The sequence below is a fragment of the Amycolatopsis sp. Poz14 genome, from assembly GCF_006704225.1.
Classification (GTDB): Bacteria; Actinomycetota; Actinomycetes; order Mycobacteriales; family Pseudonocardiaceae; genus Amycolatopsis; species Amycolatopsis nivea.
The window spans coordinates 725747-751732 of sequence record NZ_JACLHD010000001.1 but is presented as its reverse complement, the minus strand read 5'-3'; the positions used below and the strand labels follow the sequence as shown (position 1 = coordinate 751732).

21 protein-coding genes are annotated in these 25986 nt (G+C 69.7%); 11 read left to right on the top strand and 10 right to left on the bottom strand.

The window, feature by feature from the left end:
• Window positions 1–2: 2 nt before the first annotated feature.
• The 6 genes from FKO37_RS03770 to FKO37_RS03745 form a co-directional block, all read right to left on the bottom strand.
• Window positions 3–680, bottom strand: a complete 678-nt coding sequence (locus tag FKO37_RS03770) for an SDR family oxidoreductase (RefSeq protein ID WP_238603741.1) — start codon at window positions 678–680, stop codon at window positions 3–5.
• A 52-nt stretch (window positions 681–732) separates the two neighbouring features.
• On the bottom strand, window positions 733–2415 hold the full coding sequence (locus FKO37_RS03765; protein ID WP_238603740.1) for a hypothetical protein: 1683 nt from the start codon (window positions 2413–2415) through the stop codon (window positions 733–735).
• 79 nt (window positions 2416–2494) lie between these two features.
• Window positions 2495–3892 (bottom strand): SdrD B-like domain-containing protein, encoded by a 1398-nt coding sequence (locus tag FKO37_RS03760; protein WP_238603739.1) that lies wholly within the window; start codon window positions 3890–3892, stop codon window positions 2495–2497.
• 54 nt (window positions 3893–3946) lie between these two features.
• Complete coding sequence (locus FKO37_RS03755; protein WP_238603738.1) at window positions 3947–6028, bottom strand: PhoX family phosphatase; 2082 nt, start codon at window positions 6026–6028, stop codon at window positions 3947–3949.
• A 160-nt stretch (window positions 6029–6188) separates the two neighbouring features.
• On the bottom strand, window positions 6189–7409 hold the full coding sequence (locus tag FKO37_RS03750) for an MFS transporter (RefSeq protein WP_037809052.1): 1221 nt from the start codon (window positions 7407–7409) through the stop codon (window positions 6189–6191).
• Entirely contained in the window at window positions 7406–7891 is a 486-nt protein-coding gene (locus tag FKO37_RS03745) for a MarR family transcriptional regulator (protein ID WP_238603737.1), read from the bottom strand. The genes FKO37_RS03750 and FKO37_RS03745 overlap by 4 nt, the downstream gene beginning before the upstream one ends.
• A gap of 85 nt (window positions 7892–7976) precedes the next feature.
• Between FKO37_RS03745 and FKO37_RS03740 the strand changes: the two genes are divergently transcribed.
• Together FKO37_RS03740 and FKO37_RS03735 are read left to right on the top strand one after the other, a co-directional pair.
• Window positions 7977–8615, top strand: a complete 639-nt coding sequence (locus FKO37_RS03740; RefSeq protein WP_238603736.1) for an HAD family phosphatase — start codon at window positions 7977–7979, stop codon at window positions 8613–8615.
• A 107-nt stretch (window positions 8616–8722) separates the two neighbouring features.
• Entirely contained in the window at window positions 8723–9580 is an 858-nt protein-coding gene (locus tag FKO37_RS03735; RefSeq protein WP_238603735.1) for an SAM-dependent methyltransferase, read from the top strand.
• Window positions 9581–9644: 64 nt separating this feature from the next.
• Here FKO37_RS03735 and FKO37_RS03730 read toward each other — a convergent pair whose 3' ends face one another.
• Together FKO37_RS03730 and FKO37_RS03725 are read right to left on the bottom strand one after the other, a co-directional pair.
• Complete coding sequence (locus tag FKO37_RS03730; protein WP_238603734.1) at window positions 9645–10733, bottom strand: inositol-3-phosphate synthase; 1089 nt, start codon at window positions 10731–10733, stop codon at window positions 9645–9647.
• A 66-nt stretch (window positions 10734–10799) separates the two neighbouring features.
• Complete coding sequence (locus tag FKO37_RS03725) at window positions 10800–11357, bottom strand: PadR family transcriptional regulator (protein WP_037716279.1); 558 nt, start codon at window positions 11355–11357, stop codon at window positions 10800–10802.
• A 244-nt stretch (window positions 11358–11601) separates the two neighbouring features.
• On the opposite strand from FKO37_RS03725, the gene FKO37_RS03720 reads away from it, so the two are divergent.
• The 3 genes from FKO37_RS03720 to FKO37_RS03710 all read left to right on the top strand — a co-directional run bounded on the left by FKO37_RS03720 (window position 11602) and on the right by FKO37_RS03710 (window position 17859).
• Window positions 11602–12003, top strand: a complete 402-nt coding sequence (locus FKO37_RS03720; protein ID WP_043831456.1) for a DUF5318 domain-containing protein — start codon at window positions 11602–11604, stop codon at window positions 12001–12003.
• 70 nt (window positions 12004–12073) lie between these two features.
• Window positions 12074–14992 carry a transglycosylase domain-containing protein gene (locus FKO37_RS03715; protein ID WP_238603733.1) on the top strand — a complete coding sequence of 973 codons (2919 nt, stop codon included), beginning with the start codon at window positions 12074–12076 and terminating at the stop codon, window positions 14990–14992.
• Between the two features lie 536 nt (window positions 14993–15528).
• Complete coding sequence (locus FKO37_RS03710) at window positions 15529–17859, top strand: transglycosylase domain-containing protein (protein WP_240014466.1); 2331 nt, start codon at window positions 15529–15531, stop codon at window positions 17857–17859.
• Window positions 17860–17924: 65 nt separating this feature from the next.
• Here FKO37_RS03710 and FKO37_RS03705 read toward each other — a convergent pair whose 3' ends face one another.
• Window positions 17925–18983 carry a Gfo/Idh/MocA family oxidoreductase gene (locus FKO37_RS03705; protein ID WP_238603731.1) on the bottom strand — a complete coding sequence of 353 codons (1059 nt, stop codon included), beginning with the start codon at window positions 18981–18983 and terminating at the stop codon, window positions 17925–17927.
• 57 nt (window positions 18984–19040) lie between these two features.
• Here FKO37_RS03705 and FKO37_RS03700 point away from each other — a divergent pair, with 57 nt between their 5' ends.
• Both FKO37_RS03700 and FKO37_RS03695 read left to right on the top strand, forming a co-directional pair.
• Window positions 19041–20108 (top strand): ROK family transcriptional regulator, encoded by a 1068-nt coding sequence (locus FKO37_RS03700; RefSeq protein ID WP_238603730.1) that lies wholly within the window; start codon window positions 19041–19043, stop codon window positions 20106–20108.
• Between the two features lie 35 nt (window positions 20109–20143).
• Window positions 20144–21709 carry a glycosyltransferase family 87 protein gene (locus FKO37_RS03695; RefSeq protein WP_134733998.1) on the top strand — a complete coding sequence of 522 codons (1566 nt, stop codon included), beginning with the start codon at window positions 20144–20146 and terminating at the stop codon, window positions 21707–21709.
• 58 nt (window positions 21710–21767) lie between these two features.
• Here FKO37_RS03695 and FKO37_RS03690 read toward each other — a convergent pair whose 3' ends face one another.
• Window positions 21768–22541, bottom strand: a complete 774-nt coding sequence (locus FKO37_RS03690; protein ID WP_037809070.1) for a deoxyribonuclease IV — start codon at window positions 22539–22541, stop codon at window positions 21768–21770.
• 103 nt (window positions 22542–22644) lie between these two features.
• On the opposite strand from FKO37_RS03690, the gene FKO37_RS03685 reads away from it, so the two are divergent.
• From FKO37_RS03685 to rpsF, 4 genes are all read left to right on the top strand, one after another.
• Complete coding sequence (locus tag FKO37_RS03685) at window positions 22645–23472, top strand: hypothetical protein (protein WP_238603729.1); 828 nt, start codon at window positions 22645–22647, stop codon at window positions 23470–23472.
• 166 nt (window positions 23473–23638) lie between these two features.
• Complete coding sequence (locus FKO37_RS03680) at window positions 23639–24544, top strand: hypothetical protein (RefSeq protein ID WP_238603728.1); 906 nt, start codon at window positions 23639–23641, stop codon at window positions 24542–24544.
• A gap of 79 nt (window positions 24545–24623) precedes the next feature.
• On the top strand, window positions 24624–25544 hold the full coding sequence (locus tag FKO37_RS03675) for a hypothetical protein (protein ID WP_037809075.1): 921 nt from the start codon (window positions 24624–24626) through the stop codon (window positions 25542–25544).
• A 101-nt stretch (window positions 25545–25645) separates the two neighbouring features.
• Window positions 25646–25969 carry a 30S ribosomal protein S6 gene (gene rpsF / locus FKO37_RS03670; protein ID WP_093572314.1) on the top strand — a complete coding sequence of 108 codons (324 nt, stop codon included), beginning with the start codon at window positions 25646–25648 and terminating at the stop codon, window positions 25967–25969.
• Window positions 25970–25986: the final 17 nt, after the last annotated feature.

The window sequence follows — 25986 nt, the reverse complement described above, 5'->3', positions numbered from 1 at the left end:
CCTCAGCGAGGACGGACCTGGATCTCGGTGAAGTGGGCTTCCGGGGTGGCGGTCACCGCGGTGAGCACGGCCGTCGCCACGGAGTCCGGGCGCAGGTACTTTTCGGCTTCGTACTCGCCGCCTTCCTGGGCGCGGGCTTCGCGCTGCATATCGGTGTCGGTGCGGCCGGGGAACACCGACGTCACGCGCAGGCCCGGTTCTTCCGCGCGGAGTGAGTCAGTGAAGGCCCGGACGGCGAATTTGCTTGCCGCGTAAGGCCCCCAGCCGGGACGGGCGGTGTAACCGGCGCCGGAGTTGATCACCACGACGTGGCCGTTGGCGTTGCGGAGGGCGGGCAGCAGCAGGCGGGTCAGCTCGGCGACCGCGATGACGTTGACCTCAAGGTTCGTGCGCCACACCGAGGACGGCGCGTCGGCGACCGTGCCGATCTTACCGACGCCCGCGGAGTGGACCAGCACGTCGAGGCGGTCGATCTTGCTGGCGGCGGCTTCCAGGGAAGCGGCGTCGGTGAGGTCGACCGGCCATGGCTCGGCGCCGGGCAGTTCCTCGGCCACCTTCGCGAGTGCGTCGGTGTCGCGGCCGCCGAGGAGAAGACGGTGCGTCGGGGAGAGCTGATGCGCGATAGCCGCGCCGATGCCCCGCGAGGCACCGGTGATCAGGGCGAGCGGAAGGTCGGTCATACCGGCCACGGTAGGCGTCCGCCGCTGAATCGCCAGCCCGGGGAGTCGGCGATCACTTCGCCGGGGCGCAGCGGACCGCGGCCCACGGATCGCGCGGGTAGCGGATCTCCGTTCGGTCCCACGAGCCGGTGAAATTGTCGATAAACCGACTCCAGGTGAGCGGTTCGCGGGTGGAAGCCAGGATGTTCTGCACGTCGGGACAGCGCAGCGCGACACGGGCGGCGTCGATCTCGGCGGGCTGGAACATCCGGATCTCGCCGTCGGTGGCGTAGTCGCCGTACCCGGCTTCGGCGATTTCCCAGGCCGCGACCAGCCACTTCGAGTGTCCGGGACGGCCATTGGGGATCGACGACGAGTGCGCGGCCAGGTCGCTGGCCAGGCCGTAGCCGTCGTGGATGCGCACGTCGAGCGACACGATGTTGCTGATCGCACCCATGCTGTCGGCCGCCATGGTCACGTACGGCCGGGTGGTCGGGAAGCGGAACCACTGCTTCACGTCGCCGTAGCTGTAAACGAGCACAGCTGGCTGCTTCGTCGCCTGCACCGCGTCGACGGCGTGGCGGATGATGTCCTGGCCGAGGTAATCCGTCGCCAGCACCGGATGTTCGTGTCCGGTCGCCCAGGCCCAGTAGCCGCGTTCGTCGGTGACGCTCACCGCTTGGTGGGTGCCTTCGTACGGCACGCGCAGCCAGCCGCCCGCGACTACCGACCACGCGGCGACCCCGGCGACGAACGCGATGGTCTTCCGGGTCAGCGGGATCGCCATGACCGGAAGCAGCAGCACGAACAACGCGGGCAGCAACATCCGGCCGTGCATGAAATCTCCGCCGACACGCACGACGTACAGCGCGAGCAACAGCGCGGCAATCAACGGAGTCAGCAACAGGATCCGCGACCGGCGCACCAGTATCGCGGCAATCACCAGCAACAGCAACGGAATCCACAGCACGTACGGGCTGATCAGGTCAGCCAGATACGCGAAACCGCGTGGCCAGTCGCTATTGGCCGCTTCCTTCGCGAGCGCGGTGTTCGGCGTGAGCAGCCCGTAGTAGCCCATCCGAAACACCTGGTACGCCACCGGAATCGCGATTCCCGCGCCGAGCCAGCCCAATGCGGCAAGCCATCGCGGGCGGAGCAAAAGCACCAGGGCGACGAAGCCGACCATGCTGAACAACGCCAGGTCCGGCCGGACGAGCGGGCCGAGTCCGAGCACGATCGCCGTGGCGACCGGCGTTTTGCCGCGCACCAGCAGCCACCAGCTCAGTCCGAGCCACAGCAACACCAGTCCCGTTTCCAGCCCGGAAGTCGCGAAATCGCGGAACGGCGGCAGCGCGCACACGATCAGAGCACCGGCGGGAGTCACGGGTCCGGCGTAGAGCCGACGGGCACCGTCGAGGCCGAAGAACAGGCCGCCGACGGCGCACAGCAGGCCGGTGATCACCGCGATCCATTCGAGCGGCGGTCCGGGAATCGTGCCGATTCCGGCGAGCAGCCAGGTCCACAACGGACTCGTGCTCGCCTCGACGCGCTCGCCGACGTTGAACACCGGACCGTTCCCGGCGAGGATCTGCCGGACGGTGCGGAGCACGAGCAGCCCGTCGTCGCTCATCCACCGGCGCTGCCAGGCGAGCACCGTGTACAGCACGAGAACCGCCCCGGCGGCGGCCCACGTCCAGGTCATCGGGCGGCGGTACCACGGGAGCGGGTCGGCGGGCAGGCCGGCGGCCGCGGTCATGATTGGTCCAGACCTCCCCGAGACGTGACGTGCAGCCACAGTCTCGCATCCGCCGGGAAGCGACGCCGCGCGGTCGCCGTCAGCGGTCGGCCGAGGCGGAGGCGGTCGGCATCGGCGGTCCGCTCGGCGCGGGCGGGACGGTCGGCGCCGGCGGGGCGAGGCCGATGTCCAGGTCCATCCGCTCGCGCTCCTTGCCGCCGAGGGTGAACGGCGAGGTGCAGCCGGTCGCCGGGTCGACGGCCGAGTCCAGACCCGGTGCGCCCGCGCCGCGCTGGGTGACGGTGAGCCCGTCCGGCAGCTTCGAGATGTCGAAGCACACCTGGTAGGTGCCGTCCTTGCGCTGATCGAACAGGTAGCTGCCGTCGGCATTCGTGCGCGCGGTGGCGACGGTGCCGCCCGCGCCGTCCTTGAGCGTGACCGGCAGCTCCGGGAAGCCGGGTTCGTCGTCGTCCTGCGTGCCGTTGCGGTTCAGGTCTTTCCACGCCCGGTCGCCGATCTTGCCGACCGCGGGCTGTGGCGTGACGGTGACCGTCGCGGTGGCCTTCTGCTCGGCGAGCGGGCCGCCCGGACCGGTGCCGGTGACCTTCGCGGTGTTGACGTGCCCGTTGTCGTCCTCGGTGAGGTTCGGGTGGTCACAGGTGAGTTCCCGCGACGCGTTGGCGGCGAGGTCGAACGCGCCGGGAAGACTGGAGCACCACGGGTCCTTCACGAGCAATCCGGTGAGCGGCTGGGACCCGGTGTTGGAGACGGAAATGCGGAAGTGCGCGGTGTCGCCGGCCGGGATGGCAGCCGACGGGCCCCACGTTCCGTCCGCCGGATTCCGCACCTCCATCTTCACCGCGAACGCGGCGAGGGCCACGTGCACGCAGTCCCACAGCACCCAGTTGTGGTTGGTGCTGGCGAAAAACGAGACCGCCGCGGTGTCGTCCGGCGCGGTGAACGGCGGCAGTTGTTGTTGCGCGAGCCTGCCGTCGGACGCGACGTCGTGCGTGACCGCGAGCGGTTTCTCCGCCAGTACGCGCCCAGTGCGGTCCGCGAAGCGCAGCCCGGTGGTCGCGCTCGCGCGCGAACCGAGGCCGGATTGCGCCGTCCCCGCCCACACCGACAGCGAGTATTGCCCGCCAGGCACCGCTTTCACCTGCTGGGCAGCCGAGCTGACCCGGCCGTCCGGCGTCTGGATCTGGGCGTTGACGTGCCCGTCGACCGCGTGCGCGGTGCTGGTGACGAGCTTCGGCACCCGGTCCGGCGGGGTGCTGCGCGGAACCGGCGCGGCGGGGCTGAACAGGTATCCGCGCGGCGCTCCGCCGGGCGAACCGGCGTCCTCCACGCTCGGGTTGGCCGCGATGCCGCCGCACTCCGGAGCCCCCTCGGCGGGGGCCGACCCGGGAGTGACGACGGCGAGCGCGCCGACCAGCATCGCAGTGCCCGCCGCCGCGCCCGCCGTGCGTCCGATCGCGACTTTCCTTGCCCGCCTCACGCGGTGAAGCTAGACCCAGCAAGCCCGATCGGCGGTAAGAAACACCCCAAAGTGTTACCGGTGCCCGATCCGGCCCGGCAATCCGAAGGCGCCCTTCTTCCAGACCGAAACGATCGCGGGCCGCGGCTGGGAGCTTCCGCCGTCCGGCCAGTGCGAGGTCGGGTTCGCCGAACTCGGCGCGTCCTCGCCGGGGTGCTGCACCGCGACGAGCACGAGGTTCTCAGTGACGACCGGACCGCACGTCTCGGCGCCGACCGGCACGGACAGGAACTGCTTCACGTGCCCGCGCTCCGGCCCGGCCACCGGGACCGAGAAGAGGCCGTCGTTCGCGCCGAGGGTGTTGCCGTCGGTCGAGATCCACAGGTTGCCGTGCGGGTCGAAGGCCACGTTGTCCGGGCACGAGATCGGGCTGACCTGGTCCTTCGGGAAACCGCCGAAGTAGGTGTCGGCCGTGGCCGGGTCGCCGCAGACCAGCAGCAGCCGCCAGGAGAACCGGGTCGCGGCCGAGTCGCCGCGGTCCTCGTCCCATTCGAGAACGTGCCCGTTTTTGTTGCGGGTGCGCGGGTTCGCCTCGTCCGGACCCGCCTTGCCCGCCGCGCCGCGGTCGGAGTTGTTGGTGAGCGCGGCGTAGATCCGGCCGTTGACCGGGTTCGGCTCGATGTCCTCCGGACGGTCCATTTTGGTCGCCCCGGCGCGGTCGGCGGCCTGGCGGGTGAACACGTAGACCTCCTCCGCGGTGAATCCGTCCACAAAGGACTTGTCGCCGCTGGCAAGGGGAATCCACTCGCCGGTGCCGTCGAACTCGCCGTCGGCGGGCAGCTTGCCGGAACCGTCGATCTCGCCCGGGCTGTCGCCGGAGAACTTCGCGACGTACAGGGTTCCGTCGTCCAGCAGCGCCGAGTTGTGCCGCCGGGCGAGCGCGGAATGCCCCTTCTTGTACTTGCCCTTCGACACGAATTTGTAGATGTATTCGAACCGCTCGTCGTCGCCGGAGTACACCGCGACCCGGCCGTCCGCGGTGATCTTGACGTTCGCCGCCTCGTGCTTGAACCGGCCGAGCGCGGTGTGCTTGACCGGCGTGGAATGCGGGTCGTTCGGGTCGATTTCCACGACCCAGCCGAACCGGTTGGGCTCGTTGGGCTCGCGCGAAACGTCCCAGCGCTGGTCGAAGCGCTCCCACTTGCGCGTGCTCTCGCCGGTGCCGATCGCGTACCGCTTGAGCCGCGCGGCCTGCGCCGGGTCGGACACCTTGTCCGCGTGCGCGAAGTACTGGTGGAAGTTCTCCTCGCCGGACAGCACGGTGCCCCACGGCGTGACGCCGCCGGAGCAGTTGTTCTGCGTGCCGCGCACGCGCTTGCCGGACGGGTCGGCCGACGTCTTGAGGTACTTCGAACCGGCCGCCGGACCGCGCACCTCGAAAATCGTGTCGAGCGTGATCCGCCGGTTCAGCGGGCTCGGAACGGTGCGCAGCGCGCCGCCGATCGGGTCGCGCAGGGTCTGCAGCACCGACAGTCCGTGCGCCGCCCAGGCGATCTTCACCTGTTCCTCGGTGGGGTTGGCCGGGTCGTACTGATCGGCCGGGAAGAGGTGCACCTCGGTGGTGTACTCGTGGTTGACCACCAGCAGATTGCGCAGGCCGAGCGGGTCCTGCGGGATCAGGCCGACGAAGTCGTTGTTGTAGCCGAACTGCTTGGCCTGCGCGGCCGCGGTCTGCTTGCGGAAATCGAACTTCGGCGCGCCGGGGACCACCGGGTCGCCCCAGCGGATCACCACGTGCTGGGCGTACCCGTCGGGGATGCTGACGGCGTCGAGCTTGTTCGGCGGCACCGGCGTGAAGTCGGTGCCGGGCACGGTGCGGCCCTTCGCCAACGGCGCCGGAGCCTGGCTCGGCGTGGCCGCGGCGGCGGTGCCGGACAGCGCGGCGAACCCGCCCGCGGCCGCGGCCATCACCGCGCCTGCCTTGAACACGCCGCGCCGCGAGACGCCCTTGGCGATGTCGCCGAAGTATTCGTTGCCGGTCGGGTTCGGGGCCTCGTGCGCGCACGCGTTGCCGCAGCGGTACTCGCAGGTGATCGGTGACCGGCCGCCGGAATGCGCGGTGAACAAGGGCAGCAGTCGTCCGGGCTCCAGGGACACGGGGCCTCCAGGGTCGCTTCTCGGTGGGAACCCGGCGACCGTATGCGGCGAAAACCCCCTGAATCAGACCAAAAGGTTAACGGCGGATGTATTCGCGCAAAGACGGCGATCACCCCCGAACAGACAGTCCGGGGGCGATCGCCGAGTGTCGCGAAACGGCTCAGAACTCCTCGTCGCCGACGAGCGCGGCCTCCTTCGGCACGGTGTGTGGGTCGGCCTTCTTCTCGCGCTGCGAAAGCAGCACGGCGGCGATCACGCAGAGCACGGCGGCGACCAGGAACGGACCCTGCTCCCAGCCCATCCACTCGGCGACGTGCCCGACGAGCGTCGCCGCGATCGCGCCGCCGAACCAGCGGCAGAAGTTGTACCCGGCGCTCGCGACCGGCCGCGGCGCGTCGCTGATCGACATCGCGGTCCCGGTGAAGAGCGTGTTCAGCAGCCCGGAAACCAGCCCGGACACGATGATCCCGACGACCACCACCGGCTTGCTCGGGATGGCGAGCACCAGCATCAGCACGGTGTACCCGGTCACCGCCAGCGCGGCCGCGTGCCGTTCGCCGAAGCGGGCGGCCATCTTCGGCGCGAGCACCACGCCGGCGATCGCCACGCACAGGCCCCATCCGCAGAAGATCAGGCCGACCGCGATCGCGTTCCAGCCGAGCACGAACGGGGACCAGGCGAGCACCGCGAAGAACGCGGCGGTGTAGAGCGCCGAGGCGATCGACGTCCGCAGCAGACCGGGGTGCTTGAGCGCGCGGATCGGGTCGAGCAGCTTGATCGGTTCGCGTTTCTCGTGCGAGTCGCTCTTCAGGAAGATCGAGCACAGCACCAGCGCGGCGATCATCAGCACGGCGGTGCCGAGGAACGGACCGCGCCACGAGATCGTGCCCAGCAGCGCCCCGAGCAGCGGGCCGACGGCGAGCCCGACGCCGAGCGCGGCCTCGTAAAGCAGGATCGCGCCGGATTGGCCGCCGGTCGCCGCGCCGACGATCACCGACAGCGCGGTGGCGATGAAGAAGGCGTTGCCCAGCCCCCACACCGCACGCAGGCCGACGAGCTGTTCGATCGAACCCGCCGCGGCGCACAGCGCGGTCGCGGCGACGATCAGGGTCAGCCCGACCAGCACGGTCCGCTTGGCCCCGAACCGGGCGGACATCGCGCCGGTGAAGAGCATCGCGATCACCTGCACGCCGAGATACGACGTGAACAGCAGCGTGACCTGGGACGGCGAAGCGTTCAGCCCCTTGGCGATGGACAGCAGGATCGGGTCGACGAGGCCGATGCCCATGAACGCGATGACCGCGGCGAACGCGGTGATCCACACCTGTTTGGGCTGGCCCTTGACCGCGTCCAGCAGGCTCGAGTGGTGCTCAGCGCTCATCGCGGATCAGTTCCTCCTTCAGACATAACAGCGAGTTCCGCGGCGGGGTCGTCACGGTGGAAGTCGGCGATCAGCTTGGTGAGCGCGGGGAGCGCGGCGTCGATGGCGGCGCGCTCGTCCGGGTCGAGCCGGTCGAGCCGCGCCCGCAGCTCCGCCTCCCGGCCCGCGATCATCTCGGCGTAGAACCGCTCGCCTTCCGGGGTGGCTTCCACGAGCACGGCGCGCCCGTCGTCGGGATCGGGACGGCGGGTCACCATGCCGAGCCGTTCGAGCCTGCGCACGACGTCGGTCATCGACGGCATCCGCACGCGCTCGAGGCTCGAGAGCCTGCTCATCCGGCTCGGTCCCCGGCCGACCAGCTCCGACAGCACCGACCCCTGGGTCAGGGTCAGCAGCTGCGCGGATTCGCGGCGCACCAGGTAGTACAGCCGGAACACCACCGGCCGCAGCCGTTGCGCCAGATCGCCCATCGAGGAAGTCACTTAGCTAGGCTAACAAAAATTAGTTAGGGTGGCGAAGTAATTCGGCTCACAAGGTGGTCCAGTCCAGGACCCCTAGGCTGGACCAGTGGATGCGGTGATCTTCGACCTCGACGGCGTACTGGTGGACTCCGAGACGACGTGGGACGAGGTGCGCCGCGCGGTAGTCGCCGAGCACGGCGGGACCTGGCGGCCCGGGGCGACCCGCGCCCAGCAGGGGATGAGCACGCCGGAATGGGCGAACTACCTGGTGGAAACCCTGGGCGCGCAGCTCACCCCGGACGAGATCGCGCGCACCGTGATCGACGAGATGGCCGCCCGCTACGCCGACCGGCCGCCGGTGATCGACGGCGCGGACCAGGTCGTGCGCGAGATCTCCCGGCACTGGCCGGTCGCGATCGCCAGTTCGTCGCCGCCGGTGCTGATCCACTCGTTCCTGACCGCGTGCGACCTGACGTCGCTGGTCCCGGTCGCGGTGTCGAGCGAGGAAGTGGCCGCGGGCAAGCCGGCGCCGGACGTCTATCTGCGCGCGGCGATGCTGCTGAACGTCGAAGCGTCCCGCTGCGCCGCGGTGGAGGACTCGACCAACGGCCTGCGCGCGGCGTTTGCGGCGGACATGAAGGTGTTCGCGGTGCCGAACCCGCATTTCCCGCCGGACCCGGAGGCGCTGCGGGACGCCACGGTGTTGCCGAATCTGGCCGCGCTGCCCGCCGCGCTCCGTGAGTGACGCAGCCCACAGCGGCAAATAACCCCAAATCGGTCGCAGCCGGTATCCGACCGGTCGCGCAGTGCCATCCTGAACGCCTGCCAACAAGATCGGCGCAAGGGGTGGACATGGCTGCACCGGACCAGGATTGGGACATCGTCAGCAGCGTCGGACTGACCGCGCTCGGGGTCGCGGCGGGCCGGGCGATCGCGACGGTGTCCCCGGATCGGCTGATCGAAGACCCGTATGCGGCGGAGTTCGTCCGCGCCGCGAATCCGCCGCGGCCGATGCCGGTCGAACCGGTCGACGACGCGCTCTGGATGGCGATGGCCGCGTACCTCGCGGTGCGGTCCCGGTTCTTCGACGAGGTGGTCACCGGCACGGACGCACCGCAGGTCGTGATCCTCGCGGCCGGGCTCGACGCCCGCGCCTACCGGCTGGACCTGTCCGGCCGCGACGTCTTCGAGGTCGACCAGCCGCGAGTGCTCGCGTTCAAACAGGACGTCCTGGACGGACTCGGCGCGGCCCCGCGCTGCCGCCGCCACACGATCGGAGCCGACCTGCGCGAGGACTGGCCCGCCGCCTTGGAAAACGCCGGATTCGACCGCGGCCGCCCGGCAGTGTGGATCGCCGAGGGATTGCTGCCGTATCTGCCCCCGCGGGCGGAGGAGCTGCTGTTCGACCTCGTGCACGCCCGCAGCGCGCCGGGCAGCCGGATCGGCATCGAGCACATTCCCGACCTCGGCAGCACCGACATCCTCGACACCATCCGGTCCTCGGACGCGGGAGCGCGGCTCGGCCTCGACGTGAACGACGTGCTCTCGACCGAACCGCGCCGCAACCCGGTCGAATGGCTCGCCCGGCAAGGCTGGCAGACGACCGTCGACCGCGCGGGCGACCTCGCCGCCAGTTACGGCAAACACCTGCCCGACCCGCTCGGCGACGCCATGACCAAAACCGAACTGGTCACCGCCGACCTGCCCTAAACGCCGAGAAGGACTCCCTGCAGGCATTCCCGCAAGGAGTCCTTCACGGACGGTCAGGCTGGGATCAGCGCTCCACTTCGCCGCGGATGAAGGCGTCGACCGCGTCGCGGGCGGTCGAATCGTCGTACTGCTCCGGCGGCGACTTCATGAAGTAGGACGAGGCGGACAGGATCGGGCCGCCGATGCCGCGGTCCTTGGCGATCTTCGCCGCGCGCACCGCGTCGATGATGATGCCCGCCGAGTTGGGGGAGTCCCACACCTCGAGCTTGTACTCCAGGTTCAGCGGCACGTCGCCGAACGCGCGGCCCTCGAGGCGGACGTAGGCCCACTTGCGGTCGTCGAGCCACTGCACGTAGTCCGACGGTCCGATGTGGACATTGCCCTTGCCGAGCTCGCGGTCCACCTGCGACGTGACCGATTGGGTCTTCGAGATCTTCTTCGACTCGAGCCGCTCGAGCTCCTTCATGTTCAGGAAGTCCATGTTCCCGCCCACGTTGAGCTGCATCGTGCGGTCGAGCTGCACGCCGCGGTCCTCGAACAGCTTCGCCAGCACGCGGTGCGTGATGGTGGCGCCGACCTGGGACTTGATGTCGTCGCCGACGATCGGGACGCCCGCGTCCTCGAACTTCTTCGCCCACTCCGGGTCGGAGGCGATGAACACCGGCAGCGCGTTGACGAACGCGACGTTCGCGTCGATCGCGGCCTGCGCGTAGAACTTGTCGGCCTCTTCGGACCCGACGGGAAGGTAGGAGACGAGCACGTCGACCCGCGCGTCGCGCAGCGCGGCGACCATGTCGACCGGAGCCTCGTCGGACTCCTCGATGGTCTCGCGGTAGAAGCGGCCGAGGCCGTCGAAGGTGTGCCCGCGCTGGACGGTGACGCCGAGCGGCGGCACGTCGGCGATCTTGATCGTGTTGTTCTCGCTGGCGGAGATCGCCTCCGAGAGGTCCCGGCCGACCTTCTTCGCGTCGACGTCGAACGCGGCGACGAACTCGATGTCGCGCACGTGGTAGTCGCCGAACTGGACGTGCATCAAACCGGGGACGCGCGCACCGGGATCCGCGTCGCGGTAGTACTGCACACCCTGGACCAGCGACGAGGCGCAGTTGCCGACGCCCACGATGGCCACCCGAACGCGGCGGTTCTCGCCCATGCCGGTTTCTCCTTCAATCTCATTCACTTGCATCTGCAGGTCTGCCGCCCCGTTGCGGCCCGCCGCTCAACTCGGTCCCGGCTGCTCCGGGCCGCGCTGCTCGGCTTGTTCGTGCGCGATCAGCTCGTTGAGCCAGCGCACCTCCCGCTCGCTCGACTCCAGCCCCAGCCGGTGCAGCTCGCGGGTGTAGCGGTCGATCTTCTCCTCGGCCCTGGCCAGCGCGTCCCGCAAGCCTTCGCGCCGCTCCTCGACGCGGCGGCGGCGGCCCTCCAGGATTCGCATCCTGACGTCGGCCGGTGTCCGCGAGAAGAACGCCAGGTGGACGCCGAATCCCTCGTCGTCCCACGTCTGCGGTCCCGCGTCGCCGAGCAGTTCGGCGAAGCGTTCCTTGCCCTCGGCGGTGAGCTTGTAGACGCGGCGGCCGCGCCGGGACCACGCCCGGTCGTCCGCCTCGTCGAACTCCTCGACGAGGTAACCGGCCCGCAGCAGCCGACGCAAGGTCGGATACAGCGAGCCGTACGAGAACGTCCGGAACATCCCGAGCGTCTCGTGCAAACGTTTGCGCAGCACGTACCCGTGCATGGGCGCCTCGTGCAGCAATCCGAGGATCGCGAGTTCGAGCACACCACACCCCATTCCGGGAATACGCCGCGGCCAGCCTCGTTGATCACCGGGACCGGCTCAGCCAACCTACTCGCCGATTATATCGCGCCGATACATCGAAGTGGCGGAAGTAACCCGCGACCAGCATCCGCCCGCCGATCCGTGATCAGAGCGTTATCTAACTTTCGGCGTGTCCGAACGGTCGCCCAGGGTGCGGGAAAGCAGGGGGCACCGCGGACACAGCAAGAGCCCGTACTCTGTCCTCGTGCGAAACCAGCGGCAGGTTGTGGATTACGCCTTGCAGCGCCGTGCGCTGCTGGCCGGCGTCCGCTCCGGGCGCGTCGGAGACCACGAGGTCTGCGACGCGAGCCCGTACCTGCTCCGCGCGGCGAAATTCCACGGCAGACCCGAGGACCGGGCCTGTCCGATGTGCCGCCGGGCTCCGCTGCACCTCGTCTCCTGGGTGTACGGCGACGAGCTGAAGCACGTCTCGGGATCGGCACGCACCCCCGCCGAGCTCGCCCGGATGTCGGGGATTTTCGGGGAGTTCACCGTCTATGACGTAGAGGTGTGCCGGACGTGCCATTGGAACCATCTGGTCCTGTCCTATGTCCTCGGCACGGGAGAGCCCCAGCCGACCCGGCCGCGAAGGACTGCCGGGCAGTGACGAGTACCACAACCGCTGCAGAACGCGGGGCGGCGCCAGTGCAGACAGTGCTGCCTTCGGAGGCCCATTCGTGAACGACGACCGCAACCGCTCCTGGCCGAGCCAGGAGCCAGATGCACCTCGCCGTGCCCGGCGACCGCAGGAGGACCCCGGTCCCGCCTGGCCAGCCGACGACGCGCCCCGGCGCCCCGCACCGCCTCGCCGTCCCCCCGCGGGCGGCCCGCGCCCGCCGCGCGCCCCGCGAGCCGAAGCCGGTCCCGAATGGCCGAGCGGCGACGAAGGCGGTCCGCAGTGGCCCGCCGACGAACCGCGCCGTCCGCAGCGCCTGCCGCAGAACCGCGCGCCGCAAGGCCGTCCGCCCCAGGGCCCCGGCCCGCAGGACCGCGGTTCGGGCACCCGTGCGTCGCAGATCCTCGACGGACAGGGCGCGCCCCCTCCGCGTCGCCAGCCGCCTGCCGGACGCCCCGGTCCCAATGGCGGCCCGAACGGCGGTCCCAACGGGAACGCCACCCAGGGCTTCCGGCAGCCGCCGCCCGGCGGACGGCCGCCGCAAGGCCGCCGGGTCCCGCCGCCGCCTCCGCCGTCCTATCCGGAAGCGGAGCGCGAACCGGACCTGATCACGCACGCCGCGCACAACGGCTACGCCCCCTACGACGACCGGTACGACGACGACCACTACGACCCGTACGACGAGGAAACCCGCCTCGCGCAGTACTCGGACGACGCGGACTTCGAGGACGACCCGGAAGGCGAGGAGGACGGCAAGAAGTCCAAGATCCCGCTCTCGCCGATGCAGCGCCGCAAACGCCGGTGGAAGATCGTCCGGCGCGTGCTGTACGCGATGTTCGGCCTGTTCGTCGTGGTGCCCGCGATCGCGTTCGTGATCACCTATTTCACCGTCGACGTGCCCTCGCCGCAGGAAGTGCTCGCGAAGCAGAGCCAGCCGATCACCTTCTATTACGGCGACAAATCGGTGATGGGCCGGGTAGTCCCGGAGGGCGGCGACCGCGAGCTGCTGCAGCCCAACCAGGTGCCCGAGGTCGTCAAGCACGCCGTGTACGCGGCGGAGGACGCGACCTTCGAGACCAACTCGGGCTTCAACGTGATGGCGATCCTGCGGTCGGTCTTCAACCAGGCGACCGGCGGCACCGGCGGCGGTTCGACCATTTCGCAGCAGTACATCAAGCAGGCGACCAAGAACGACGCCCCGACGCTGACGCGTAAATGGACCGAACTGGCGAAGTCGTTCAAGCTCAACAACGAGACGTCCAAATCGGACATCATCACCGGCTATCTGAACATCGTCTTCTTCGGCCGCGGCTCGAACGGCATCGCCGCCGCGTCGAAGGCGTACTTCGGCAAGGACGTCAGCCAGCTCAACGCTTCCGAGGCGGCGCTGCTCGCCGGGATGATCCAGGGCCCGAGCCGCGACCGCGACACCGCGTACGTCCAGAAGCGGTGGAGCTACGTGATGGACCAGATGGTGGCCAACCACTGGCTCTCGCCCGCCGACCGCAAGGCCGCGCAGCTTCCCACGATGATCCCGCGCGATTCGCAGAAAAAGGAAAACGCGGGCACCCTGGACTACTTTATCCAGCAGCGCATCCTCGACGAGCTGAAAGACAAGGGCTACGACGAGGACAAGCTGTACTCCACGGGCGCGAAGATCTACACCACGATCGACCCGAACGCACAGAAGACTGCGGTGCAGGCAGTCCAGGACAACATGGAGGGCCAGACCGACGAGAACCTCCGGGGAGCGCTGGTCGCCGTCGACCCGAGAACCGGGGGCGTGCTCGCCTATTACGGCGGGCCGACCACGGTGAAGAACGACGCGGGCAAGGACGTGCTCGCCACCGACTGGGCGAACACCCCGCAGAACCCCGGCTCGTCGATGAAGGCCTACGACCTCACCGCCTGGCTCAAAATGGGCAAGGGGCTCGGCGAAACCTTCGACGGCACCAACAACCGCGAACTCGGCGGGCGCGTGGTCCGCAACGCGGGCGAGAGCGCCAGCTGCGGTCCGCAGTGCACGGTCAAGAAGGCTATGGAGGTCTCGGCGAACACCGTGTTCTACGACATGGTGCTGAACTGGACGAAACCGGCCAGGGTCGCGGAAGCCGCGAAGGAGGCGGGCGTGATTCCCGCCCCGAAGGGCAAGGCCAAGCTCGGTACGAGCGACGCCAACATCGCCCTCGGCGGTGGTGCCACCTCGGTCACCCCGGAGGACATGGCCGCCGGCTATTCGTCGTTCGCCTCCGGCGGCCTGCGCCGTGACCAGCACTTCGTCGCGAAGCTCACCAACTCCCAGGACGAGGTCATCTTCGACGACACCAACGGGCAGGGAAAGCCCGCGTTCGACGACAGCGCGGACAAGAGCAAGCAGATCGCGGGCAATGTGACCGACGCGCTCATCCCGGTCATCGCCGAATCGCACCTCAAGTGCCCGAGCGGCCACGAGTGCGCGGGCAAGACCGGTACCCAGCAGTACGACCCGAAGGACAGCGACCCGAGTTCGTACCGGGACCGCAACGCCCAGACCTGGATGGTCGGGTACACGCCGTCGGTGTCGGCCGCGGTCTGGGTCGGCGGCGACGGCAACAAGCCGCTGCACGACAAGAACGGCAAGCCGATCTACGGCAAGACGGTCGCGGGGCCGGCCTGGCAGGACTTCCTCACGAACTACCTGAAGGACAAGCCGGGCGAGAAGTTCGACAAGGTCCAGCCGATCGGCAAGGACGCGGACGAGGTCGTCACCTCGAGCAAGGCGCCCCCGCCGCCGCGCGAGACGTCCAGCGAGCAGGCTCCGCCGCCGTCCACGACGTCCTCGTCGTCGGCACCGCCGACCAGCTCGTCGCATCCGCCGTCCTCGACGACGACCAGCCCGACCAGACCGGGCGGCATCTTCGGCGGCGGCACCGACGGCGGCAACCCCGGCAGCGGCGGCGGTCCTGTGGTGAACGGCGAACCGCCGCGGCGCACCGGCTGACCCGCGCCCGAACCCCGACTGTGCCGATCGTTACTAATCCGACCACAGCCACGGCCGAATGACTTCGCTGCAACGGTTACGTGCCGCTGCGGGGTCGGCCTACTTTTGGTCGGATTAGTAAAAGAGGCTCCTCTCCACCGCGGAGAGGAGCCTCTTTTTGCCGGTACCGCCCGGCTGGGGGTGCGGTAGGTTCACCGACGGTCTCCTCCCCCGCGAAGGGGATCGGCCAGGAGAGTGAACCTCGACCGGGGTTGCCGCGTCTGGTCATCAGAGGGCCTTCTGCGTCCGCAGGCTGCCCGTGTCCGAGAAGAGGATCCGCAGTGAACGACGACCGCAGCCGCTCCTGGCCCGACCGGGATCCCGACCCGCGGCGTCAACCACCTCCGTCCCAGCCCGGACCGCCGCCGTGGGCGCGCGGCCCGCAGCGTCCCGCCGCCGGCCCGACCGGTCCGGCGGGTTCTCCGCCGCCGCCCGGCCGCCGCCCGCCGCCTCCGGGCCGCCGCCCGGTTCCGCCGCCGCAGCGCGAGCCGGAGCTGATGACCCACCGGATGATCGAGGACGATTACCGCGATCCGGGCTATCGCAACGACGGCTACCGGGACGCGGAGTACCGCGACGAGGGTCCGCTCGACCCGGACGACGGGTATCCGGCGGAAGACCTGGACAAGAAGGGCCGCACGCCCGCGCAGCGCAAAAAGAGACGCTGGAAGATCATCCGGCGCTGTGCGTACGCGTTCGTCGGCATCTTCATCGTGATCCCGGCGATCGCCTTCGTGATCACCTACTTCATGGTCGACGTGCCCTCGCCGCAGAGCATCGCGCAGGGCCAGAACCAGGCCGTGACCTACCTCTACGCCGACGGCAGCCCGATGGGCAAGGACGTGCCTCCCGGCGGCAACCGGCAGATCCTCACCCCGGCGCAGATCCCGGACGTGGTGAAGCACGCGGTGATCGCGACCGAGGACTCGACGTTCGAGACCAACTCCGGCTTCGACGTCACCGGTCTGCTCCGCGCGGCGTTCAACCAGCTCACCGGCAAGGCGGGCGGCGGGTCCACGATCTCGCAGCAGTACATCAAGAAGGCCACCGACAACGACGCCCCGACGCTCACCCGTAAATGGACCGAGCTGGCGAAGTCCTTCAAGATGAACCAGACGTACGAGAAACAGGACATCATCACCGCGTACCTGAACATCATTTACTTCGGGCGCGGGGCGTACGGCATCGGCGCGGCGTCGCAGGCCTTCTTCCACAAGGACGTTTCCAAGCTGGACTACTCCGAGGCGGCGCTGCTCGCCGGGCTGATCCAGCAGCCGGGCCGTTCGGAGAACCCGAAGGTGGCCCAAGGCCGCTGGAACACCGCGCTCGACCGGATGCTCGAGAACAAGTACATCACCGCGCAGCAGCGGCAGTCGGCGAAGTTCCCGGACGTGATCCCGCTGGAGGAGTCGAAGGACGACGCGAACGCGCCCTACAAATTCGTCGTCACCCAGGTGAAGGCCGAACTGGCGCAGCACGGCATCGACGACGACAAGTACTACTCGGGCGGCTACACGGTCCAGACCACCATCGACAAGCACGCCCAGGAAGTCGCGACCCAGACGGCGACCGACGCGCTGAAGGACCAGTCCGACGACCGGCTGCTCGATTCGCTGGTGGCGGTCGATCCGAAGACCGGCGGGGTGCTCGCGTACTACGGCGGGCCGGCGACCATCGAGGTGAACGGGAAGAAGCAGGGCGCTCGCGACTGGGCGAACACGCCGCAGAACCCCGGTTCGTCGATGAAGGCGTTCGACCTCACCGCGTTCCTGAAGATGGGCAAGGGCATCAACTCGACGTTCGACGGCAGCAACAACCGGGTCTTCGACGGCCGCGTCGTGCGCAACGCGGGTCCCAGCTCCAGCTGCTCCGGGCAGTGCACGGTCGCCGAGGCGATGAAACGGTCGGCGAACACGGTGTTCTACGACATGGTGCTGAACGAGACGCATCCGGGCCCGGTCGGGCAAGCCGCGCAGGAAGCGGGCGTCAAGACCAAGGACAACGGCGGCCAGTCGCTGATCTCCACCGCGGACGCCAACATCGCGCTCGGCGGCGGGAACACCCAGATCACGCCCGCGGACATGGCCAGCGCGTACGCGACGTTCGCCGCCAACGGCATCCAGCGCGATCGGCACTTCGTGCTGAAGGTGACCAACTCCCAGAAGGAGGTCGCCTACGAGGCGCAGCCGAGCGCGGGCAAGCCGGCGTTCGACAGCAGCGCGGACAAGGCCAAGCAGATCGCGGGCAACGTGACCATGGCGCTGGGTCCGGTGATCGACTTCTCGCACCTGAAGTGCCCGTCCGGCCACGAATGCGCGGGCAAGACCGGTACCCAGCAGCACACGAAGCGAGCGGGCGAACCGGCGTGGGCGGCGAACGCGAACGCGCAGACCTGGATGGTCGGCTACACGCCGTCGGTCTCGGTCGCGGCGTGGGTCGGTGCGGACGGCGACCAGGCGCTGCACGGTTCGGGCACGTCGCCGATCTACGGTTCGACGATCGCGGGTCCGATGTGGCAGAAGTTCCTCGACGGATACCTGAAGGGCAAGCCGGCGGAGAAGTTCGACCAGGTGCAGCTGATCGGCGCGCAGGCCCCGCCGCCGCAGGGGGACGAGAACGCGGGCGACGAGCATCCGCCGCAGCAGACCGACAGCAACCAGCCGGACCCGGGCGGCGACGGCAACGACCACGGCGGGCCGATCTCCGGCGGGCCCAGCCAGCCGCATTGGCCGAGCGGGCTCCCGCACTGGCCGTCGGGCAAGCCGTCGTCGACGCACAACCCGCCTAGCGGCGGTCCGTCGACGGGCGAGGATCCGCCGCAGGAGTAAGGAAAAGGCCGTGGCCGCGACGGTGGGGGGAGGCCGTCGCGGCCACGGCCGTTCGGAGGGCGGCCTCAGCCGCCGAGTGTGATCACGCGTCCTTCGGCGCCCGAGCGGTGCGCGGCTTCGATCACGCGCAAAGTCTCGACCGCGCTCGCCGGGTCCACCGGGAAGTCCGCCTCGCCGCGCAGCGCGTCCCGGACCTGGGCGTAAAACGCTTCGTAGCAACCGGTTTCGGTCGGCACCGCTTCGGTTTCGTCGTTCACTCCGAGCAGGCCGGCGTCGCTTTCCGGCTCCACGCCCCAGCCGTCGTCGCCGGGGCGGAGACCGGCTTTGATCTGCGGTTCCTGGACGTCGAGGCCGTATTTCGTGAACGTCGCCTGATCGCCGAGCACGCGGAAACGCGGGTTGCGAGTGCCGGCGAGCGCGGACGACCACAGGTGCGACCGCACGCCGTTCGTGTGATGCAGAGCCACGAACACGTCGTCGTCCACCTGGACGCCGGGGCGGCGGCGATCCACCTCCGCGTACACCTGAGCGACCGGCCCGAACAACTGCAGCGCCTGGTCGACGATGTGCGCGCCGAGGTCGTACAGCAGACCGCCCGCCTCGGCCGGGTCGCCGAACTCGCGCCAGTTGTCCTTGATCTTCGGCACCCAGCGGTCGTAGCGGGATTCGAAGCGGAAGACGGTGCCGAGGCGACCGGATTCGAGCACCTTGCCGACGGTCCGGAAATCCGAGTCCCAGCGACGGTTCTGGAAGACCGTGAGGCCGACGTTCTTGGCTTTCGCCGCGTCGACGACCTGCTGTGCTTCCGCCGCGGTCGGCGCGAACGGCTTGTCCACGACCACCGGAAGGCCAGCCTCGATCGCGCGGAGGGCGAGCGGCACGTGCGTGCGGTTCGGCGTGGTCACCACGACCAGGTCGAGATCACCCGCGCGGGCGAAAAGTTCGTCCGCGTCCGGGACCACTTCGGCGCCCGGGTGGTCAGCGCGCGCCTGGGCGGCCCGGTCCGGGTTCGCGGTCACCAGCACGGCCGGGACCAGGCCGGGGGTCGCCGCGACCAGCGGCGCGTGGAAAACCCGGCCGCCGATCCCGTATCCGAGGATGCCGACCCGCGCGTCATCAGCCATGGCCCCTATTAAACAACACTGTTGCGTAATAGGCCACCCGTCCGCGATGATCGGCCGATGGCGGAAACCGGCGTCAACCTGCGCGGGCTGCGACGCCACAACCGCGCGCTGCTGCTCGGGCACATCCTGCGCGCGGGCGGGCTGAGCCGGGTCGAACTGGCACAGCGGTCCGGGCTGACCCAGCAGGCGGTGTCGAAAATCGTGTCCGACCTGCTTCCGGAAGGGCTGCTGGACGTCGAACGCGCCCCCGCGGCCGGGGTCGGCAAACCGCGCACGATGCTGCGGCTGCGCGCGGAAGCCCGCTGCGCACTCGGCGCACAACTCGACCGCGACGGCTTTCTCGTGCTGCGCACCGGCCTGACCGGCGAGGTCGAGGAGATCGTGGAGGGCCCGCTGCCAATCGGCTTTGGCCCCGAAGCCGCGGTGACCGCGATCGCCGACGCCGTGCGCAAACTGGTCACCGACGTCGATCCGGCGCGCGTGCTCGGGCTCGGCGTCGGCGCGGTGGGACCGCTCGACCACCACGCGGGCCGCGTCCGCGACGCCACGAACATGCCCGGCTGGCACGACGTTCCGCTGCGCGATCTGCTCGCCGAACGCACCGGTCTGCAGGTCACGCTGGACAAAAACACCAACTCCGCCGCCTTCGCCCATGCTTGGCCGGAGGAAACCTCGGCCGCGACCGCGGTGGTCCTGGTCGGCACCGGAATCGGGGTGGGCCTGCTAATCGACGGACGCGTCTACCGGGGCCCGCGCACCAACGCGGGTGAGTTCGGCCACACCACCATCGCCTACGCCGGACCGCGCTGCGCCTGCGGACGCCGCGGCTGCGTCGAGGTCATGCACCGCGCCGCCGGCACCCCGCACGACGCCGCCCGGCTGCTCGGCATCGGGCTCGCCGACCTGGTGCAGGTGCTCGATTTGGAACGGATCGTCCTGTTCGGACGGACGGTCCGCGGCGCGCCCGAGGTCTACCGCGAAACGGTCTCGCAACAGCTGCGCGATCTGCTGCCGGTGCCGTACTGGCAGCGCATCGACGTCGAATTGAGCGACCTCGACGAGGAGGCGGTGGCCCTCGGTGCCGCTTTCGAGGTGCTTGCCGGGTTTTACGAGGATCCGAAATGACCGGCACCCCACCCGCGGACCGATAGCATCCCGACGTGTCCCGCGTCTCCCAGCCCGCCGCCGCCGAAGAGCCGGATTCGGCTCCCCGCACGCTGACCCCGGCGGAGCGGATCGCCCCCAGCCGGCACGACCCGCTGGTGGCCGCGGCGACGAGACCCGTCGGCGGTCCGCTCGGCGAGCACGCGGCGGTCGGCAGGCAGTGGTTCTGGTCGCCGCAGCGCGTCGGGCTCGCGATGGCCGTGCTCGCGCTCGTCGTGTGCTGGTTCGGCAAAGCCTCGTGCATTCAGCAGTACAGCGACTCCAACGGCGTGCACCAGCTCGACTGGCGCTCCGGCCGTCCGTTCGTCGCGATGTGCTACTCCGACATCGTCCCGCTCTACAGCTCGGAAAAGCTCGACGACGCGCGCACCTTCCCCTACGTCACGTCGTGGCAGGAGGATTCGCAGACCGCGGAGAACCAGACCCGGTACATGGAATACCCGGTGGTCACCGGCCTGTTCCAGTGGATCAACGCGAAACTCGCGGCGGGCTGGACCTCGGTCGCGAACGCGGGCTGGCTGCCCGGCGCGCTGCCGGTGGCGATCTACTTCAACATCTCCGCGTTCTGGCTCGCGCTCGCCTGGCTGGTCACCGTGTGGGCCACCGGGCGGACGACGAAACGCAGGCCGTGGGACGCGGTGCTCGTCGCGATCTCACCGCTGGTACTGGTCCATACCTTCACGAACTTCGACGCGCTCGCCACCGCGGCCACCGCCGCCGGGATCCTGGCGTGGTCGCGAAAACGCCCGGAGGTCGCCGGAGTCCTGTTCGGACTCGGCGTCGCCACCAAGCTGTATCCGCTGCTGCTGCTCGGCGTGCTGTTCCTGTTGTGCCTGCGCGCCGGGAAACTGCGCGCGTGGAGCCGGACCGCGGCGTTCACCGTGCTGGCCTGGCTGGTGGTGAACGTCCCGTTCATCGTGGCCGCGCCGCGCGGCTGGTGGGAGTTCTTCCGGCTCAACACGTTGCGCCCGATGGACCCGGATTCGCTCTACAACGTGGTCTCCTACGCCACCGGCTGGGCGGGCTTCGACGGCGTACTCCAAAAAGGACAGTCGCCGACGGTGCTGAACATCGTGGTCGCGGTGCTGTTCCTGGCTTGCTGCGCGGGAATCGCGTACGTCGCGCTCACCGCGCCGCGCCGGCCTCGGTTCGGGCAGCTGGCTTTCCTTGTCGTGGCTGCGTTCCTGCTGACGAACAAGGTGTGGAGCCCGCAGTACTCGCTGTGGCTCGTCCCGCTGGCGGTGCTGGCGATCCCGCGCTGGCGGCCGCTGCTGGCGTGGATGGTCATCGACGCGGCGGTGTGGGCGCCCCGGATGTTCTATTACCTCGGCGTCGACCACAAAGGACTGCCCGCGGGCTGGTTCCTCGGCGGCGTGGTCATCCGCGACCTCGCCGTCGTCGGGCTGTGCGTGCTGGTGCTCCGCGAGATCTACCGGCCGCGCACCGACCTGGTCCGGCTCTCCGGCGACGACGACCCGGCGGGCGGCGTCCTGGAACGGGCCCGCGACAAGGTCACCTTCGCGTCCTTCCGCCGCTCCCGCACCGAGCAACCCGTCTCCTGAAGTCCGTGAAGGACTCCTTCCGGGAACCTGATTCCCTCAAGGAGTCCTTCACGGCCGCTCAGGCGAGTTGTTTGCGCAGGTACGCGATGTCGGCGGCCTGGCCTTCGCCCGGCGTTTCGACGACCACCGGCGCACCCGCCTGGCGCACGACCTCGGCGAGCAGCTCCGGTTCAATCGTGCCGTCGCCGTCGACTACCGACGCGTGCCGGTCGCGGTTGGAACCGTGCTCGTCGCGGGAGTTGTTGCAGTGCACCAGGTCGATCCGGCCGGTGATGGCCTTGACCTTCTCCACCGCGGTCGCGAGATCCCAGCCGGCCGCGTAGGCGTGGCAGGTGTCGAGGCAGAAGCCCGCGCCGAACTCGCCGACCTTGTCCCACAGCCGGGCGATGACGTCGAGTTCGCGGGTCATCGCGTTGTCGCCGCCCGCGGTGTTCTCGATCAGGATCGGCACCGCGAAGCCGCCCTTTTCCGCTTCGCGCTCGAAAAGCTTGCGCCAGTTGACCAAGCCCTCCTCGACGTCGTCGCCCGCGCCGACGTGCCCGCCGTGCACGATCAGGCCCTTCGCGCCGATCGCGGCGGCCCCGTCGGCGTGCTGGGTGACGTTCTTGCGGGACGGGATGCGGATGCGGTTGTTCTTGGACGCGACGTTGATCAGGTACGGCGCGTGGATGAACACCTCGACCGGGGAGGCCTTGATCTCCTCGCCGTGCGGATGCGGTTTCGGTGCCTTCCACCCCTGCGGGTCGGAGAGGAAGAACTGGACGACGTCGGCTTCTCGCTCGGCGACGGCGGCCAGCGGATCGTCGTCGCGGACATGGGCGCCAATCTGCATGCCCTGACGCTACTACCGGGCGAATCTCCCCCTTCGGCCCGAGTTGGTGACGCTCGTGGAGTACCGTGAGCGCGTTCCGTGATCCAGTCGGGGGAGGAAAGACATGCGGAAACGCGCTGGACGGACGATTTCGCTGGGAGTCGCGCTCGCGGCGCCGCTGCTGTCGGCGGTCCTGGCCTTTCCCGCCACCGCGTCCGCGGACCCGAGCCCGACGGTGACCGGCGACTGCGAATCCACCCTGCAGAACGGCAAGGACGGCACCGGCCTCGCGCTCGACGCGGGCGCCCCGCTCAACGCGCCGAACCGGCTGACCGTCGGCCTCGATTCGAAGGCGAAGCAGACCGACGGCAACAACACGTTGCTCAACCTCCCGGTCGGCGACACCGTTCGCGCGCTGGGTGTCGGCGAGGCCCCCGTCGTTGGCGAGACGGCCGCGAAGGACACCTGCCCGTTCGTGCAGGCCGCGGGGAACGGCGTCGGCAACGCGACCCAGGGACTGGTCGGCGGACTTCCGGGAACCCCGCTTCCCAGCCCGCCGCCGAACCCCAAGCCGCCGAACCCCACGCCGAACCCGCCGTCCCCGGCTCCCGGCCCCGGCGGCCCTGGCCAGCCCGCCCCCGGCGGCGACACGCTCGGCCCGGTGACGTCGGTCAGCGGCGACCTGTCCGGCCTCGACTCGGTGTCCGGCATCTTCACCGGGGCCGCGATGCTCCCGGCGAGTTTCGTGCAGGCCCCGATCGTCACCCAGGTCGTGCCCGGCCAGCTGCCGCAGGACCAGGTGCCGACCGTCGACGCGAAGAAGTCCGGCACCGCCGAGGCGCTGCCCGCGGCCAATCCGCCCGCCCGGCTGCCGCTGCTGATCGCGGTGCTCGCGCTCGCGCTGGTGGCCGCCGCGCTGGTGCGCGCGTGGCTGCGGCGCAAGCCCGCCTGACTCTTACCCTGAGTAGCGCCCGCTTCCACCCGAATGCCTGACCTCGGAGGGGAGGCGGGCGTTACTCGTCTTCGTTACCGTCGTTGTCCACAGCAAGGCAGGTACAACGGACGCGGCGAAAGGGTCGACGGCCATGCAGCAGCACCGGGCACGGAGGGCCACCGCGGTGGGCGCCGCCGCTTTCGTCCTGGCCGGCTCGGCCGCGCTCGCCGCACCAGGAACCGCGTCGGCGGACACTCTCACCACGCCCTGCGGTTCCACCATCACCGCGAAGCCGGGCGACCACGTCCAGGGCACCCTTCTCGGGCTCCCGCTCGACCTCGGCATCGTCGGCCAGGTCTCGGGCGTGCTCACCGGCACCGTCAACACAGTCCTCGGCACGGTCTGCAAGGTCACGGTGAACGTGGTCAACACCGTCGTCTCGCCGGTCCCGGTGATCGGCGCGCCCGCCGCGAGCGCGGTCAACGGCGCGGTAGCGGGCGGCACCGCCGCGGTGCAGCAGGGCGTCGCCGCCGTCGGCCAGGGCCTCACCGGCGGCCAGCCGGGCAAGCAGAACCCGGGTCCGAACCCGCAGCAACCGCCGTCGTCCGGCGGAAACGGCGGCAGCCCGCAGCAGGGCGGATCGCCAGGTCAGCAGTCCCAGATGCCGGGCTCGACCAGCCCGGTGCTCGGCGATTACGGCGGAGCGGGCGGCGGGGCCGCGCCGTTCTCGGCGTTCCTGCCGAACTTCAGCGATTTGTCGTACGGCTACAACACCGGATACGCGCCGATGCGCGATTACAGCGGCATCCCGATGGCGATGGCCGGATTGTTCAGCCCGTCGCCGTCGCTGCGCTACGGCAGCCAAATCCCGGGTTACGCGCCGCAATACGGCATTTCCAACCCGGACGGCTCGAACGGCGGCGACCGCACCATCCAGAACGCGGGTAACGCCCAGGCATTGCCCGGCACCGGCGGCAACCACACGAACGGGTTGGACTGGCCAGTTCTGGTGGCAGTTTTGGCACTCTCCGGAGTCAGCGCGGGCCTGGTCCGCACCTGGGTGCTCCGCCGAATGGCCGCTGCAGGTTAGGCCAACTCACCAGTATCTTTACCGGAGTCCATTCGTTGTTCCTGATGCGACGAACCATGCCCGCGGACCCCGGAGGATAGTGCTCGTGCGGAAAATCCCCACCTGGAAGCGAACCCGTCGAGCACTCACCGTCACCGCCCTCGCCGCCCTCTTCACCGGCGGCGCGTTCCTGGGCACCGGCACCGCGTCCGCGGCGACCACGCTCGCGAACCAGTGCAAGGGCTCGGTCACCGGCGGCATGGGCGATGCGGTCGTCGTGCCCGGTTCGGCGGTCAAGGAGATCGTCCGCCAGTCGGCGAAGGACCAGGTCAACTTCTGGCGGCTGCTCACCGTGTGGCCGGATTCGCTGGCGAACGCCATCGCGAACAAGGGCAACCTGCAGGTCGGCGCGATCCCGAACGCCGCGGGCGGCACGATCAGCGGTGACGCCATCGGCCAGGTCGTCTCGAACGCGCTGAAGGACGAGTGGGGTCTCGGCGTGCTGCCGGACACCAAGACCAAGGTGCTGAACGGGATCCGCAGCGGCGTCGCGTCCGCGTGCGGGCTCACCACGGTGGCGAACAACTACCAGGCACCGTCGTCCTCGAGCTCGCCGTCGCACGGCGGCACCCAGTCGAACGGCAATGCGCCCGCGCAGAACGGCGGCGGCAACCCGCTCGGCGACTACCAGCCGGGTTCGACCGGGATCGCCCCGCCGCGCGACTACGGCAACATCCCGACCGCGACCCCGGGCAACCCGGGCGTGCTGGGCACCGCGATCGCGCCCGGCGCGCGGTACGGCTCGCTGCCCGGTTCGGGCGCGCTGCCGCAGCAGCCGTCGGCCGGACAGGACCCGCAGGGCCAGCAGGGCCCGGACATCCGCAACGCGGGCAACGCCGAGGCGCTGGCGAGCCAGGGCGGCGCCTCGGACGTCCAGCTGCCGATGCTGCTCGCGGTGATCGTGCTGGCCGGCGTCACCGCCGGGCTCGTCCGCACCTGGGTGCTGCGCCGCGTCAGCTGACCCGCCGCACCGGACTGTCGGACCCGCCGGGTACGCTTACCTGGACAAACCCTCCTGTCACGGATCCGCCGTGACCGCGAGCCCATAGGAGGTGAGTGGTTATGTCACGCCATTACGAGGTAATGGTCATCCTGGACCCGACGCTCGACGAGCGTACGGTCGCGCCCACGCTGGACAACTTCCTCAACGTGATCCGCACTTCGGGCGGAAGCGTCGAGAAGGTCGACGTGTGGGGCCGCCGTCGCTTGGCGTACGAGATCAAGAAGAACGCCGAGGGCATCTACGCGCTGCTGGACCTGAACTCGACGGCCGAGGCCGTCAAGGAACTGGACCGCCAGCTGTCGCTGCAGGAAACCGTGCTGCGCACCAAGGTCATGCGCCGCGAGGTCAAGGCCGCGGCCAAGCCCGCGCCCGCCAAGGCCTGATCCGAGCCCGATCCGAA

Excerpts from the sequence above, each read along its gene's own strand:
- FKO37_RS03690 (WP_037809070.1), bottom strand. The coding sequence starts at position 22,541 with ATGCAGATTGGCGCCCATGTCCGCGACGACGATCCGCTGGCCGCCGTC.
- FKO37_RS03700 (WP_238603730.1), top strand. The coding sequence starts at position 19,041 with ATGGCGGAAACCGGCGTCAACCTGCGCGGGCTGCGACGCCACAACCGC.
- FKO37_RS03685 (WP_238603729.1), top strand. The coding sequence starts at position 22,645 with ATGCGGAAACGCGCTGGACGGACGATTTCGCTGGGAGTCGCGCTCGCG.
- FKO37_RS03770 (WP_238603741.1), bottom strand. The coding sequence starts at position 680 with ATGACCGACCTTCCGCTCGCCCTGATCACCGGTGCCTCGCGGGGCATC.
- FKO37_RS03765 (WP_238603740.1), bottom strand. The coding sequence starts at position 2,415 with ATGACCGCGGCCGCCGGCCTGCCCGCCGACCCGCTCCCGTGGTACCGC.
- FKO37_RS03750 (WP_037809052.1), bottom strand. The coding sequence starts at position 7,409 with ATGAGCGCTGAGCACCACTCGAGCCTGCTGGACGCGGTCAAGGGCCAG.
- FKO37_RS03710 (WP_240014466.1), top strand. The coding sequence starts at position 15,529 with ATGACCCACCGGATGATCGAGGACGATTACCGCGATCCGGGCTATCGC.
- FKO37_RS03705 (WP_238603731.1), bottom strand. The coding sequence starts at position 18,983 with ATGGCTGATGACGCGCGGGTCGGCATCCTCGGATACGGGATCGGCGGC.
- FKO37_RS03730 (WP_238603734.1), bottom strand. The coding sequence starts at position 10,733 with ATGGGCGAGAACCGCCGCGTTCGGGTGGCCATCGTGGGCGTCGGCAAC.
- rpsF (WP_093572314.1), top strand. The coding sequence starts at position 25,646 with ATGTCACGCCATTACGAGGTAATGGTCATCCTGGACCCGACGCTCGAC.
- FKO37_RS03735 (WP_238603735.1), top strand. The coding sequence starts at position 8,723 with ATGGCTGCACCGGACCAGGATTGGGACATCGTCAGCAGCGTCGGACTG.